We start from the raw sequence: 13,857 nt of genomic DNA on the forward strand, positions 1-13,857 counted from the left end.
GTTACGGCCCGGTCAACGACGTGAGACACGGCGCAGCAGGACGGCAGAACCCGCTGCCACCGCGAAACCGCCGACGATGAGGAACCCGTCTGTTGTATTGCGTAGAGATTGCTGCTGGTCGAACGTTCTGACCACGGGGCGGCCTTTATCTGTCTCGGCGCACACCTGCCCCGGTTCCATCTGATGACCGGAGCATTCCACCGGCACAAGCAGAAGCCGAATGATCCCAGCGATCAGCAGGACCAGACCGACACCGATACCAATCGTGTGGGCGATCACCTGTGATCGTCGAGTTGGACTCGGCATTCGCTTTCCTCGTAGCTGCTGTGTCGGCCGATCACGGCATCGAACCCGATGTGGGCGATCTAGTCAATGTGGGAGCACGAACTGAAGAGCAACTGGCCCGCCGCCACCCCACCCGACCTCCGCTCCTGCCGCGTAGCACATTCGCCCGGCTCGAAGCAGAGGTCCCGCGAACCAGCAAGTCACCAGCAATCGCAAGGTAAGTCCGTACGTCACTCGCCGAACGCCACCTCCGCGACGGCGGGCAGAAACTGATAGCCGAAGGATCCCAATTGCGAAAGGAGCAGCCGCTTTCAGCCGACACCGTGCGGCGGCTCGTTGCCGCTGTCGTCCGACTGCCTACCGTCGAGCCGCACATGCATCGCCCGCTCTATGAACAGGCGACCCGCACGCCCGAAAGTGCCCGCGGTTGAGGCAGTTCGAGCGGCCGCTCGCCGACGAGGTCGCCTACCACCTGAGCCGCCTCTGCCTGCCGCGATGCGGCCCGATGGCCGTTTCTTCACAGCGCCCGATCCGCTATACATCGAACCGGAACTCGACCGCCTTGACATCAATCAGCGAACTGCAGTCAACTCGCGAACGACCGTCGGTGAACAGGATTTTTGGCACTCGAAACCACTGCTGCGCACCCAATTCCATCACAATCAGCTCCCACCTGGGAGCAGTTCCGGCGGCAACGACTGGCTCGGCGTGGCCGAGAGCTGCTGCAGGCGGGCACCTCGGAATGCCGCATCGCAATGCTGAATCCAGGTCCGATCCAGCGCCTGTCGTGCGGCGCCGACCGGGCGGGGCCGCGGTTCGGGCGCGGGCTAAATGGCCGAAGACGTCATCCCGGCACGCAAGGCGGGAAAGCGCTCGTGAAGCTGAGTGATCTGGCGGCGTACAGCAGCGAGTTCGGCGTCGTGCCGCGACACCGCGGCCTCGGCAGGAAGGGCTTCGCGCCGGCGTACCAGCGCCTGCGCGTGCTGCGTCAACTCGCGCACGAAGGCGCGGGCCTGGGCGAGTTCGGGGTCCTCGGACATTGCTCTCGTATCGACAGGGGTAGCACGCATCGGCAGGGGCGGCACCCGGGAGCAACCATTTAACCATGGACCGTAAACCCAGAATTCGCCGACTATTCGGACAATCCCTGGCGGAATCGGCGGCGTCGCGGTAGCGGGTGAGCAACGGCCGACACGAACTGTCCTGCGGCGACCCGCTCGACCAGCAGCGCAACGAACTCCCGCACCGGCCGGCCATCAAAGCCGTGGTGGACCTCGTGCACGATCGTGGCGATAGTCCACACACTGATTGCCGGAAACCGCTAAGCGAGCCGATCAGTGAGTTCCGCAAGCCGCCTAATGGGAGCTACCGGGTCAGCTGTTCGGGCAGACTTGGTGCCTGGTAGCCGCTGGTGGGTGAGCACTCTCGCTGCCTGGACCTCCGAGTCCTAGGGTCAGATCGTGCCCTCACCAGTGGTCAGGAGTCTTGATCGCTGATGGGATGTCGTGCCCGCCTGGGGTATTGGCGTGAGCACTTGTCCATTAGGTCGCCGACCGACTCCTGCGGGCTGCTGAAAACTGTTGTCGATCAGGAGGTTCGGTGCTTTTCGTTGGAGATGACTGGGCTGAGGATCACCACGATGTGGAGGTCCAGGACGAGCACGGCCGAACATTGAAACGGGTGCGGCTACCCGAGGGGATGGCCGGGATGTCCCGGTTCCATGAACTCCTCGGCCGGTTCGTGCCCGAGGACGGGCAGCCCTGTGAGGTGCTGGTGTGTATCGAGACCGACCGGGGACCGTGGGTGCGGGCGTTGCGGGCGGCGGGCTATCGAGTGTTCGGGGTGGACCCCAAGCAAGCCGCCCGGCATCGAGAGATCCTCGGCAGCTCGGGGGCCAAGAGCGACAAGGGCGACGCCCACGCGCTCGCCGACATGATCCGCACCCGCCGTCACCAGCTCCTCGAGGTCGCCGGCGACTCCGAGATCGCCGAAGCGGTCAAGGTTGTCACCCGCGCGCATCAGACGCTGATCTGGGAACGAACCCGCCACATGCTCCGGTTACGGGTGGCGTTGCGGGATTACTTCCCCGCCGCTCTGCAGGCATACAAGCCCCTCGGTCTCACCTCTGATGCGGTACTCCAGTTGCTGGCCAAGGCTCCCACTCCCGCGTCGGCCGCGAAGCTCACGACCAGCCAGATCGGCGTCACGCTCAAGGGCCGCCGCGACATCGCGGCCAAAGCGCAGGCGATCAAGGACGTGCTTCGGTCCGAGCAACTCGGTCAAGCGGACTTGGTCACGGCCGCCTACGCCTCGACCGTTCGGGCGCTGGCCGCGGTCATCACTACGTTGAATACCGAGATCAAGACCCTCGAAGGCGAGGTCGAGGCCCATTTTGGCCGGCACCCGGACGCTGAGGTCATCCTCAGCCAGCCCGGCATCGGCGTCGTCCTCGGCGCCCGGGTGCTCGCCGAATTCGGGGACGCCCCCGGCCGCTACGCCACCGCGAAAGCACGCAAGAACTACGCAGGAACCAGCCCGATCACCCGCCAATCCGGCAAGATGCGGACCGTCCACGCCCGGTTCGTCCACAACGACCGGCTCGTCGATGCCCTGCATATGCAGGCCTCCTGCGCGATCCTGCACGACCCACAGGTCCGCGCCTACTACGACCAACTACGCGCCCGCGACGTCGGACACAACGCCGCTCTCCGCCAGGTCGGCAACCGCCTCGTCGGCATCCTCCACGGCTGCCTCAAAACCCACACCCCCTACGACCAAACAACCGCCTGGTCACACCACAACCACGACCTCGCCGCTTGACATCCAAGCTCCAGGGATGTCTGACCTCATCAGATGATGGCATGAACCATGGTTGCTCGCCGTTGACGCGGCAGTCAGCAGACGTCGATCCGCTGCAACCGGTATGCCCTGAAATATCCTCGACCACAGCCAGGAACGGCCCCGATGACCGCACTCGATACGAACGAAAGCTGTCGGCTCCACACGAGGGGGCGACCGACAGCGCGTCATTACTGACCGCTGGGTCAGACGGCCTCAGTCGCGTTTCGGATGATGGCGGCGACCGCGTCGGGACGGGACACGTAAATGCCATGGCTGCCAGGCGTTTCGGCGCGCAACACCGAGACATCCGTCATTTGACGTAGATCGGCGACACTGAAGGCAATCAGCGGATGACACGCCGAGTCGCACACAGTCCACTGCGCCGGCCAACGCTGTGGGCGAGCAATTGCCCCTGGTGTAACCATCCGCTCTAGCCGCATACCGCGGTGACAGAACCGGCCATCGCGCAGTGCCGGCGAAGCGAGTGAGCCCAAGATCACCGAATGAGGGCTCAGCTCTTGTACCGAGAGCAAGGTTCGCCGGCCGGACCCGGTTTCAGGTGAATCCGGGTACGGCCAGGGGAAATCGGTGTGCTCAGCGACGGCGGGCGAGTACCGTCGCACCGCCCAGGGCGATGACACCGAGTCCGATGCCGGTTCCGGCCAGCCAGCGGGCGGTGGTGTCGGATGTTGCGAGTGCCGCGGACGGCGTGTGGTCGCCGTCGGATCCCTTGGGTGCCAACGTGAGTGTGGGGACAGGTCGTTCGGGTTCGGTGCCGTCAGGGTTGTCGGGCTGGTCCCACTTGACGACTTCGCCGTCGGCGTAGGTCTGGATGGCGGGCAGTGTGAGGTGGTCCTGGTCGGGGAGATCGTCGGCGAGGACTTGGAATTGCTGGAACTGCCCCGGGGCGATGCCCGCGCCGGGGTCGGCGGTCCAGGTCACGGCGGTGACCTTGCCGGCGCTGTCCTTGGTGATGGTGGACTTCCACCCGGGCAGGGGCTGGGTATCGACCGACAGTAGTGCGGGGAACTGCACGGTCAGCACGGTGGTCGCGCTGTTGGTACCGGACTCGTTGGGTACCCGGAAGGTCAGGACCGCATCGCCGGAGCGGGTCGCGCCGGGAGCGGAGACGGTGACATGGGCGGAGGCGATGCCCGCGCCCGCGAACAGGGCCGCGGTGCCGACGGCGGCGGTGATGGCTGCCCGTGCGAGCAACGATGGTGACATGGCGGGAAATCCGTTCAGGTGGTGCCGGATTCGCGATCCGACCCGGGTGCCCCGCCACGACGGGGCACCCGGGGGCGGGCATCAATTCTGGCTGGCGTTAAGGGTGTTGTACATCTGGATGGCGCTGACCACAGCTACCGGGACGCCCAGCGCCAGGGTGCCGATGGCGGTGCCGAGCCCGGCGCCGACGCCCGCACCCGCGATGCAGCCGCCCGGCGCGCCGATGAAAAAGACCGGCGGCATCAGTTCGGCGCCGACGACCGCACCGGCGATGCAGCCGCCGGCCAAGCCGATGGCTGCACCGACCATGCCGCCGATGGCGGTGGCCAGGCCGATCTGGGTGCTTGCCACGCCGAGCGCGTCATTGAAGTCGTCCTGGGAGTAGACCGGCTTCAGTGCGGGCTGGTCGATCGCGACGGCGTCGGCGGGGTTGGTGCTCGGGGTCAAGGTCACGCCGTGGCCGTCGGCGTCGACCTGGGCGGCGATCGGCCACTGCTGCTTGTCGAGGTTGTAGGTGAGCGGCATACCGAAGGCCAGGTTGCCGTTGGCGTCGAGGATCTCGAACTGAGTGCCGCGCACGTTGATCCGGCCCTCGTCGGTGCGCAGGACGACCGAGTGGTCCACCACATTGGCGGTGTAGTGGATGCCGGGGGCCACGTCGGTGCTGACGGTCGCGCCCGGCTTCTGCGCGCCGGCGGGCACATCGGCGGTTGCGGTGCCGGCCGCAACGGTGAGAGAAGCGATGGCGAGCGCGGCGACGGCGGCGAACTTCATGGTCTTCATCAGGTGTCCTTCCTCGCGAATCGGGTTCGCGAGATGAATAGTCGAAAGTCTTGGCGTGGAGTGGGTTACTGCTGTGCCGGGCTGCCGTCACCGGCTTGGGTGAGGGTGAAGCTGCGCTGCCCCTCGACGCGGTGGCCGTCCTTGGAGGTGACGGTGAAGCGCGTGGTGTAGACCCCCGCGGGGCCCAGCGGAACCAGATCGATACTGAGAGTGCGGCCGTCGACGTGGACCGCACCCTGGGACCAGGTGTTCCCGTCCGGACCCGTCACCGTCAGCACGGGTTCGTCGACCTTCTCGTTGAACGTGACGCTCACCTGCGGCGGACCGACCTGCAGGACGGCACCATCGGCGGGCTCGGCATGGGTGATATGCGAATGCGCATCCGCCACGCCGGTACTGAGCACCACCACCGCGGCCAGTGCTGCGGCCAGCACGGTGAGCACGGTCCGAAGCCAGCGCAGCCCACCGACGGGCCACGTGAATTTCTTGTTCGACACGACATTTCCTTCCCACCCGGCACCGAATTCCGGTTGCCGGACAGCACGAATTCACAATGCGCGCAGCACGAATTAAGGATCAGTTATTCCTGACCGCGTACTGCGCAATCAATCGACGACAGTCCACCGCAATCCGATGCGGCACCGAGTCCGGCCTGAATTCTTACAGCGCAATGACATCGGCTGTGAGCAGCTACGGAAACGCGGGCACTGATGGTCCTTCCACCACGGAATCGAAGACCGCGGCGGGCAAAGGGCAGCCTTGGAGGACGCGCGAATACCGTTGATATCGGAGCGCGTTCACCAAGCGGCGACGGTGGGCGGGCCCCGCAGGGAGATCGCACCCAGCAGGTCGGCGCGAGCTCCGACCGCGGCCGCGCGGGGCGCGCGAACAGCCCGATCACGATCGGCCGGAAGGAGATCGAATTGGCCGAGCACTGTCCACATCACCCGCGAAACGGTGACGTAAACCCGTTCCACCGCGGCGATGATCAGGGCGCACAGCACGGTGGCACCGACGTGCGCCGCCAGCATCACCTCGCCCGCAACGCCGACTCCCTCCGCTGCCGCATGGGCATGCATCGGATCAGCGTCCACGCAGAGCGCACTGTGCATGAGCAGCTGTCCGGCGCCCAGGGCCGCGAACAGTCGGACCCGGCCACGCCCGGCGGACGAGCCGACCACAGCGCCCACGGCGCCACTGATCAACAGCAGCAGCGCCAAAGCGGCCGAATGCGGCAATTCACCCTCGAATCCGTGCGCCGCAACCGCCAATACTCCGCACAGAATTCCGGTCAAACTCCCTCGAACTCGGTCGCGCGCAGTGTCACGAGCGCAACCGAGTGACATCATCGACAACAACCTTTACAACACGGACCGAGAGGCGAGGTTTCGCGCTGACTATATCTGTCCGCTCAGTTATTCCGAAGTCCCACCCGAGAATTCGGAGCTGGATCACACTGTCGGCCAATAGCTTCCGATCGAAAACAATCGGGAATCTCCCCGGATACGGGGAAACGCGGTGTCCACGTCAGGATGCCCCGACGCTGACGGCCACTAGACGCCGGATGGGGCTCACTAGAGTCTCTGCCTGCCGCGATGCGGCCTGAGAGTTGATTCTTCGCAGCGCCCGATCCGCTATACGTTGAATCGGATTCGACCGCGTTCCGCCACGAACCAACGTCACGGCGAAGGCGCGACGTATTCGCACTGCAAGTCGGATACCTTCGCGATGTGCTCGAAGTCGTGGTCCGCGGCAAGCACGGTCGCATCGTTCACGATGGCGTAGCCGGCGATGATGATGTCGCGTGAGCCGGCCGCACGGACTAGCCCCGCGTTCCACAGTGCTGCCTGGATATCGAGCACGAGCGATTCGTCGGGTGCGTGCTCGAGCGGGAATCCGAGGGATATCTGCTCTCGATAGTTCGCGTGCTCTTCGGGCGTCCGGGCGCTGTGGCAGAACTCGAGCACCTGCGGCGGGCAGGTGACGAACAGGTCGGCCGGCGCTCGCTCGATACGCCGCAGGCGGGCAGTGATACCCGGGTCCCCAGTGGCCAGCCTCGCCCAAACCGAGTTGTCGACCAGGTAGTCGGTCACGAGGACTGGGAATCGCCCGGAGAGACCACCGGCGCGCCGAGCTCGTTGTCGAGGTCGGTCAGTCCTGCAACGCCGTCGATCATCGCGCCCTTCTGCTTCGAGGCGATGAGCCGGCGCAACGCGAGGTCGAGGACGGCTCGATTCGATCGCTCGCCCGTGAGCGCTCGGGCACGCTCGATGAGCTGCGGATCCAGGTCGACGCTGGTGACGGCCATGATTGCCCCTCCCGTTTGTTATATGTCTGATTATATATCGGGCTGCGTCACGGATCCACCCAGCCGTACCGGGACTCCAGCTCGAGCATCAGGACCAAAGCCACCGACGCGAGCCATCGCGCTCTCACTCGCTGCGGTTCCTGTTCCACAGCTGATGCGTCAGACCGCTGGATGTGCTGATCGACTCAACACTGAATCGCTCTTCCAGGCCAGTGAGGTGATCCCAGATCCGAACACCAGCACCGAGCACGATCGGAATGATCGACACGTGCAGAAAATCAATGAGATCGGCCCGGAGGAACTCACTCACGGTGGACGGCCCGCCGCCGATCCGGACGTCCAACCCGCCGGCTGCATCTTGCGCCAAGCGAAGCGCTTCCTGCGGTGAGGCATCCACGAAGTGGAAACTCGTGCCGTTGTCGAACTCGAGTGCTTCGTGCGGGTAATGGGTCAGAATGAAGACCGGGGTGCGGAAGGGCGGCGCATCTCCCCACCACCCCTTCCAGCCGTCGTCCGGCCATTCGCCCGCCTGCGGGCCGAACTTGCGACGACCCATGATCTCCGCCCCGACACCCTGGCCCCACATACTGAACATGGCGCGGTCCACGGTCACCGGTTCGTCGATTCCGCGAATGCCGTGGATGACGCGTCCGTCGAACTTGCCGAAGAGCGCCTCCGCTCCGCCGATCGGCGCTTCGAGCGTCACGTGATCGCCGGCGGCATACCCGTCCGCGGAGACGAAGAGGTTGTGGACTCGCGTACGGGACATATTGGCTCCAAGACAGGTGATTGCAAAATAAAATCACTTACATCGTAGCGTAGAGTGATTTCTATCTGCAATCACTTTGGAGGTCAGATGGCGAGAGAACAGCCCCGATCAGGGTGCGCAATCAATGCGGCGGTCGAGGTGCTGGGCGACGCCTGGAGCCTCATCGTGCTTCGCGACATCGTTTTCGGCGGTCGCCGACACTTCCGGGAGCTCCTGACGCGCAGCGACGAAGGCATCGCGTCGAACATCCTCGCCAACCGCCTCCGAAATCTGGTCGAGGAGGGCCTGCTTTCTCGTGACGATGCGACGCGGGGGCAGCGGGCGGCGTATTCGCTGACCGAGGCAGGGATTCAGACGGTTCCGGTGATGGTGGCCCTCGGGACCTGGGGCATGCATCATCGACCCACGTCGCACGCATTGAGCGTTCGCGCTCGCATCCTGGCCGAGTCTCCGGACCTCGTCGACGACCTCATTGACGAGCTCCGCGAGATTCACCTCGGCATTCCGCGACGCGCTCCCGAACGCCCCCTTGTGTCCGAACGGCTGCAGCACGCGTTCGAGGCCGCCGCAGGGAGCGCGGTGGCATGGTCCAGTGGCAGCGTCGCGCCCGCACCAGCAACCTCGAACGCCGACATCTGAACGTTCGAGCGTCCCGACGCCTTCGTAAGAAGGCCTCGAGGTTGAACCGAAACGCAACTACACGTTGAAGCGGAACTCGACGACGTCGCCGTCCGCCATGACGTAGTCCTTGCCTTCCATGCGGACTTTGCCCGCAGCCTTCGCGGCGGCCATGGAGCCTGCTGCGATGAGGTCGTCGTAGGCGACTACTTCGGCCTTGATGAAACCGCGTTCGAAGTCGGTGTGGATGACACCGGCGGCTTTGGGAGCGGTGTCGCCCTGGTGGATTGTCCAGGCGCGGGCCTCTTTCGGACCCGCGGTGAGGTAGGTCTGCAGGCCGAGGGTGTGGAAGCCGGTGCGGGCCAGGGCGTGCAGGCCCGGCTCGGATTGGCCGATGGATTCGAGGAGTTCCAGGGCGGATTCGTCGTCGAGTTCGAGGAGTTCAGCTTCGACCTTGGCGTCGAGGAAGACCGAATCCGCAGGTGCGACAGCGGCTTTCAGTTCGGCGACCTTGGCTTCGTCGGTGAGTACCGACTCGTCGGCGTTGAAGACATAGAGGAAAGGCTTGGTGGTGAGCAGCGAAAGTTCTTTCAACAGTTCGCCATCCAGTTGGGCGCGCGCCGAGAAGAGGGTTTTGCCGCTGTCGAGAACTTCCTGGGCGGCCTTGGCCGCATCGAGCAGTGGCTTGCGGTCCTTCTTGACCTTGGCTTCCTTCTCCAGCCGGGGGACCGCCTTTTCCAGCGTCTGCATATCGGCGATGATCAGCTCGGTTTCGATCACTTCGATATCGGCGAGCGGGTCGACGCGTCCGTCGACGTGCACCACATCGTCGTCGGCGAAGACGCGCACCACCTGGCAGATGGCATCGGCCTCGCGGATATTGGCGAGGAATTTATTGCCGAGTCCGGCGCCCTCGGACGCGCCCTTCACAATGCCCGCGATGTCGACGAACGATACGACGGCGGGCAGGATGCGCTGGGAGCCGAAGATCTCGGCCAGCTTGTCCAGTCGCGGGTCGGGCAGCGGAACCACCCCGACGTTCGGCTCGATGGTCGCGAACGGATAGTTCGCGGCCAGCACGTCGTTCTTGGTCAGCGCGTTGAACAGCGTCGACTTTCCGACGTTGGGCAGGCCGACGATTCCGAGGGTGAGACTCACGAGGTAGAGAGTCTACGCGGCCTGACGTCGGCCTTCCGCAGCGGCCGAGGGAGCATGACGACGGCTCGGGAACCACACGCTATGCGGTCGCCGAGATTGCGTAGCGCACCCGTAGCACAGCCGTAGCCACCGCTGATACGATGGGAGTGTGGGCACACCCGCCGAGCTGCCGGAGATCCCGCAGCGTGAACTCCGCAACGACGCCAGCCGAATCCTGCGTGAGGTCCGGGCCGGGCAGTCGTACACCGTCACAGTCGATGGCACCGCCGTTGCCGATCTGGTGCCACACCGTCCTGTGCGGCGGCGTACGGCAGTGCCTCGCGACGAGGCGATCGCCGCTTTCGCCGGGCTATCGGGCAGCGACGACTGGGACTTCGTCGATGACTCGTTGTACGACCCCTATGACCGCGCCTACCGCCGCGGGGAATTCGCGCCCGGAAGCGACTCGTGACTACCGTCCGGGAGCGAGGCTTGGTCGATACCAATGTCTTGATCCTCATCGATAGCGTCGACCCGGGTGAACTGCCTGCCGAGATTGTCATCAGCTCGATGACGATGGCCGAACTCGCCGCCGGGCCGCACTTCACGACCGATCCGGGCGAGCGCGCCCGCCGAATCGAACGAGTTCAAAACGCAGAGGCATTGTTCGAGCCGCTGCCGTTCGATACTCGCGCAGCACGCCGCTACGGCCATGTCGTCGCGGCCGTGCTCGCAGCCGGGCGGAATACGAAGCCGCGCAGGATCGATCTGATGATCGCGGCGATAGCGTCTGCGCATGGGCTGCCGCTGTTCACTGTCAACCCGTCGGACTTCGTGGGACTCGACGATCTGGTGACACTCTCGCCCGTTACCCATCCCGACGTACGCTGACTGCTTCAGGGAATCAGGATGACCTTGCCGAGATTCGAGCGAGCTTCGATAACGGCATGGGCCGCGGCGGCGTCCTCCAACGGGAATTCTTCGTGGACGACCGGGCGCAGCAGACCGGAGGCGAAGTACTGCCAGAGTTCTTGGCGCCAGTGTTCGTACAGATCTGGGGAGTCGCGGGCGATGCGGGCCATTTGGAAGCCGATGACCGATTTCGCCCCGACGAGCAAGTCGTAGGCCTGGATGGTGCCGCCGCCTGAGCTGTAGGCGACGAGTCGGCCACCGGGCGCGACGGCCCCGATGGCCGGGGCCAGGAGGTCGCCGCCGACGGCGTCCAGAACGTAGTCGACGGGCTCGCCCCAGGATTGCTGGTCGTAGACGAGGACCTCGTCGGCGCCGAGATCACAGAGGAAGTCGGCCTTGGCGACGTCCGAGACCGCTGCCACCACGCGCGCAGCGCCGCGCACCCGCGCCAATTGCAGGGCGAGGTGGCCGACACCGCTGGCAGCGGCCGTAATCAGGGCGGACTCGTCCGGCTTGGGATTCGCGGCATCGAGGGCACCGAGTGCGACCAAACCGCTACGGACCAGCGCGACAGCGTCGACCGCCGAGGCGCCGTCGGGAATCGGCGAGGCCATCGCGGCGGAGACCAGCGCGTAGTCGGCGTATCCGTGACCGAAGACCAGTCCAGTGACGCGGTAGCCGGGCATACAGCTGGTGACGCCCTCACCGACCGCGATCACCTCCCCCGCGATCTCGCCACCCAGCGCGATCGGCTCCCGCGGCTCACGCACCTTGCGCACCACCGGCAGTGTCACACCAATCGCCTCGACCCGGACCAGCAGTTCCCCCGGGCCGGGCGTCGGCACCTCGGCCGATACGACCTCGAGTACCTCCGGACCACCGCTGCGCTGATATTGCACCCGCCGCATTACACCTCCAAAGTCCTTAGAAGCGCTAAAGGTAGCCCGACGCCGCGATAACCCCCACCTATTTGCGACGCCGAGTGCGAAATCTCACCGCCGCCGCGGCCGGGATGAGAGCTACTCGATCCGAAGCCACGTGCGAGCGTGCGGTCCAGGCTGTCGGCGAGTTCGTCCGGGGCGGCGCTCGCCTCCGCCCCCTCCTCGTAGTAGCGGATAAACGCCCGGTGGAAGCAGGTGCCGTCGACCGGCGCGGGCGTCAGCGACCACCGAGACCCGACGCCGCGATACCGCGCACGAACGCCCGTTGCGCGATCGCGTAGACCACCACCAGCGGCAGCAGAACGACCATCGCCGCGGCCATGAGAATCGGCCATTGCGTGTAGTACTGGCCTTGCAGCCGCACCAAACCCAATGTGGCGGTAGCAATGTCGTTGCGCTGGATCATGATCAGCGGCCACAGGAAATCGTTCCAGACGCTAATCCAGGTGAGCACTGCGAGCACCATGAGCGCGGGACGGGTGTGCGGCAACAACACCCGCCAGAACACCTGCCAGGTGGTGCACCCGTCGACGATCGCCGCCTCTTCGAGTTCGGCGGGCAACGTCCGGAAGAACTGACGCATCAGATAGGTACCGAAAGCGCTGCCGAACAGGCCGGGAACGATCATCGCCCACGGTGTGTCCACCCAGCCGAAGGCGCGCATGATCAGGAATTGCGGAATCACGGTAACGGTCGAAGGCACCATCAGTGTGCCGAGATAGGCGAGGAAAAGTAGGTCACGTCCACGAAATCGCAAGCGCGCGAACGCATAGCCGGCCAGCGAGCAGAATAAGACCTGTCCGGCGGTGACGCATAGCGCATAGCACGCGGTATTGAACAGCATCCGTCCCAGCGGAAGTAGATCGAAGACCTTCCCGTAGTTGGACCACTTCGGACGCGCCGGAACCAGTGTCGGCTCGGTGATCTCGCCATCGCGCTTCAACGATCCCGACAAGGCCCACAGAATAGGGAACAGCGCACACCAGGCGACTCCGATGAGTACCAGGTAGAGCAGGACGCCGCGCACGGTCCGGCGCAGAATGGCCCGCTCCACCCGGCAGTTACTGCGTGCCCGCACACCGATCCGCACCGGAAGCGACCCTCGAACCACGTCGTAGGTATTCACAAATCCACCTCCGCCCGGCGCGCGAAGCGCAGCTGCAATAGCGTCAGCACCAATAGAATCGCGAAGATAACCCAGGCCAGCGCGGCCGCATAGCCGACCTCATAGAACCCGAAGGCGTTCTGGAACAGCATGATTCCGAGCAGATAGGTTCCGGTCTCCGGTCCGCCGTTACCGCCGGTCAGCGCGTAAGCCTGATCGAAGGCCTGCACCGAGTTGATGATGGTGATGACGAAAACGAAAGACACTGCCCCACGAATCAATGGCAGCGTCACCGACCAGAACCGCCGCAGCGCCCCTGCCCCATCGATACGCGCCGCCTCGTACAGCGTCTCGGGTACGCCCTGCATCGCGGCCAGCAGGATGACCGTCGCGAAAGGCACGCTCTTCCATATGGTCACGATGCTCAGCGAGACCAGCGCCCAATCCGGGTCGGTCAGCCACGGCACCGGATCGATGCCGACCCAGCCGAGCATGATATTGAGCAGCCCGTCATCGGTGGTGAAGATGAAGCGCCACACCACGGCCATGGCGACGGTCGAGGCGACCAGCGGCAGGAACGCGATGGTCCGAAATATCCCGATACCGGCCAACTTTCGATTGAGCACGGCAGCAACGGCCAATCCGATCATCACGGTCGGCACCAGCGTCGACACCGTGAACACAGCGGAATTGCGTAATGCGATGAGAAACAACGGATCCGATGTGAACAGCCGCCGATAGTTCGCTATCCCAATAAATCGTGGCGGGCTGAACAAGTCCCACGAGTGCAGACTCAGATACAACGAAAGCCCGAGCGGAAACAGCAAGAACACCATTACCGCAGCCAGATTCGGCGTCACGAAAACCCAGCCCGCCCGCTCACGCCGCCGTGCCAACCGCCCTCGTTCGGGTGGCGCACCAACCGCACTGT

The 13,857-nt window shown here is 64.9% G+C and carries 18 protein-coding genes; 4 read left to right on the top strand and 14 right to left on the bottom strand.

Annotated elements, in window-relative coordinates; all coding sequences use genetic code 11:
- Positions 1 to 12 precede the first annotated feature (12 nt).
- The 3 genes from ACW2Q0_RS08565 to ACW2Q0_RS08575 all read right to left on the bottom strand — a co-directional run bounded on the left by ACW2Q0_RS08565 (position 13) and on the right by ACW2Q0_RS08575 (position 1,594).
- A complete protein-coding gene (locus ACW2Q0_RS08565; RefSeq protein WP_457187964.1) occupies positions 13 to 279 on the bottom strand; it encodes a hypothetical protein in 267 nt (88 codons plus the stop codon).
- An 833-nt stretch (positions 280 to 1,112) separates the two neighbouring features.
- On the bottom strand, positions 1,113 to 1,325 hold the full coding sequence (locus ACW2Q0_RS08570; protein WP_457187966.1) for a hypothetical protein: 213 nt from the start codon (positions 1,323 to 1,325) through the stop codon (positions 1,113 to 1,115).
- 92 nt (positions 1,326 to 1,417) lie between these two features.
- Complete coding sequence (locus tag ACW2Q0_RS08575) at positions 1,418 to 1,594, bottom strand: three-helix bundle dimerization domain-containing protein (protein ID WP_457188306.1); 177 nt, start codon at positions 1,592 to 1,594, stop codon at positions 1,418 to 1,420.
- A gap of 290 nt (positions 1,595 to 1,884) precedes the next feature.
- Here ACW2Q0_RS08575 and ACW2Q0_RS08580 point away from each other — a divergent pair, with 290 nt between their 5' ends.
- Positions 1,885 to 3,105, top strand: coding sequence for an IS110 family RNA-guided transposase (locus ACW2Q0_RS08580; RefSeq protein ID WP_457187892.1), 1,221 nt, complete (start codon positions 1,885 to 1,887; stop codon positions 3,103 to 3,105).
- Positions 3,106 to 3,720: 615 nt separating this feature from the next.
- On the opposite strand, the gene ACW2Q0_RS08585 is transcribed toward ACW2Q0_RS08580, so the two are convergent.
- The 7 genes from ACW2Q0_RS08585 to ACW2Q0_RS08615 all read right to left on the bottom strand — a co-directional run bounded on the left by ACW2Q0_RS08585 (position 3,721) and on the right by ACW2Q0_RS08615 (position 8,213).
- Positions 3,721 to 4,353: a YcnI family copper-binding membrane protein gene (locus ACW2Q0_RS08585; RefSeq protein ID WP_457187968.1), complete on the bottom strand. Its 633-nt coding sequence runs from the start codon at positions 4,351 to 4,353 to the stop codon at positions 3,721 to 3,723.
- Positions 4,354 to 4,434: 81 nt separating this feature from the next.
- Positions 4,435 to 5,136: a hypothetical protein gene (locus ACW2Q0_RS08590; RefSeq protein ID WP_457187970.1), complete on the bottom strand. Its 702-nt coding sequence runs from the start codon at positions 5,134 to 5,136 to the stop codon at positions 4,435 to 4,437.
- A 65-nt stretch (positions 5,137 to 5,201) separates the two neighbouring features.
- Positions 5,202 to 5,633, bottom strand: coding sequence for a copper resistance CopC family protein (locus ACW2Q0_RS08595; RefSeq protein WP_457187972.1), 432 nt, complete (start codon positions 5,631 to 5,633; stop codon positions 5,202 to 5,204).
- A gap of 300 nt (positions 5,634 to 5,933) precedes the next feature.
- Positions 5,934 to 6,485 carry a hypothetical protein gene (locus ACW2Q0_RS08600; RefSeq protein WP_457187974.1) on the bottom strand — a complete coding sequence of 184 codons (552 nt, stop codon included), beginning with the start codon at positions 6,483 to 6,485 and terminating at the stop codon, positions 5,934 to 5,936.
- 330 nt (positions 6,486 to 6,815) lie between these two features.
- Positions 6,816 to 7,229 carry a PIN domain-containing protein gene (locus tag ACW2Q0_RS08605; protein WP_457187976.1) on the bottom strand — a complete coding sequence of 138 codons (414 nt, stop codon included), beginning with the start codon at positions 7,227 to 7,229 and terminating at the stop codon, positions 6,816 to 6,818.
- Positions 7,226 to 7,444: a type II toxin-antitoxin system VapB family antitoxin gene (locus ACW2Q0_RS08610; protein WP_457187978.1), complete on the bottom strand. Its 219-nt coding sequence runs from the start codon at positions 7,442 to 7,444 to the stop codon at positions 7,226 to 7,228. Before ACW2Q0_RS08610 ends, ACW2Q0_RS08605 begins: the two co-directional genes overlap by 4 nt.
- 124 nt (positions 7,445 to 7,568) lie before the next feature.
- Entirely contained in the window at positions 7,569 to 8,213 is a 645-nt protein-coding gene (locus ACW2Q0_RS08615) for a dihydrofolate reductase family protein (RefSeq protein ID WP_457187980.1), read from the bottom strand.
- A 138-nt stretch (positions 8,214 to 8,351) separates the two neighbouring features.
- Here ACW2Q0_RS08615 and ACW2Q0_RS08620 point away from each other — a divergent pair, with 138 nt between their 5' ends.
- Positions 8,352 to 8,852 (top strand): winged helix-turn-helix transcriptional regulator, encoded by a 501-nt coding sequence (locus ACW2Q0_RS08620; protein WP_457187981.1) that lies wholly within the window; start codon positions 8,352 to 8,354, stop codon positions 8,850 to 8,852.
- A gap of 57 nt (positions 8,853 to 8,909) precedes the next feature.
- Here ACW2Q0_RS08620 and ychF read toward each other — a convergent pair whose 3' ends face one another.
- Positions 8,910 to 9,989 (bottom strand): redox-regulated ATPase YchF, encoded by a 1,080-nt coding sequence (ychF, locus tag ACW2Q0_RS08625; protein WP_457187983.1) that lies wholly within the window; start codon positions 9,987 to 9,989, stop codon positions 8,910 to 8,912.
- Between the two features lie 148 nt (positions 9,990 to 10,137).
- Here ychF and ACW2Q0_RS08630 point away from each other — a divergent pair, with 148 nt between their 5' ends.
- Together ACW2Q0_RS08630 and ACW2Q0_RS08635 are read left to right on the top strand one after the other, a co-directional pair.
- Positions 10,138 to 10,440, top strand: coding sequence for a type II toxin-antitoxin system Phd/YefM family antitoxin (locus ACW2Q0_RS08630; RefSeq protein WP_457187985.1), 303 nt, complete (start codon positions 10,138 to 10,140; stop codon positions 10,438 to 10,440).
- Positions 10,437 to 10,859, top strand: a complete 423-nt coding sequence (locus tag ACW2Q0_RS08635; RefSeq protein ID WP_457187987.1) for a PIN domain-containing protein — start codon at positions 10,437 to 10,439, stop codon at positions 10,857 to 10,859. The genes ACW2Q0_RS08630 and ACW2Q0_RS08635 overlap by 4 nt, the downstream gene beginning before the upstream one ends.
- A gap of 5 nt (positions 10,860 to 10,864) precedes the next feature.
- On the opposite strand, the gene ACW2Q0_RS08640 is transcribed toward ACW2Q0_RS08635, so the two are convergent.
- From ACW2Q0_RS08640 to ACW2Q0_RS08650, 3 genes are all read right to left on the bottom strand, one after another.
- Complete coding sequence (locus ACW2Q0_RS08640; RefSeq protein ID WP_457187989.1) at positions 10,865 to 11,788, bottom strand: quinone oxidoreductase family protein; 924 nt, start codon at positions 11,786 to 11,788, stop codon at positions 10,865 to 10,867.
- Positions 11,789 to 12,038: 250 nt separating this feature from the next.
- Positions 12,039 to 12,875: a carbohydrate ABC transporter permease gene (locus ACW2Q0_RS08645; protein ID WP_457188308.1), complete on the bottom strand. Its 837-nt coding sequence runs from the start codon at positions 12,873 to 12,875 to the stop codon at positions 12,039 to 12,041.
- 68 nt (positions 12,876 to 12,943) lie between these two features.
- Positions 12,944 to 13,822, bottom strand: coding sequence for a carbohydrate ABC transporter permease (locus ACW2Q0_RS08650; RefSeq protein ID WP_457188310.1), 879 nt, complete (start codon positions 13,820 to 13,822; stop codon positions 12,944 to 12,946).
- Positions 13,823 to 13,857: the final 35 nt, after the last annotated feature.

This window comes from Nocardia citri (assembly GCF_054065835.1).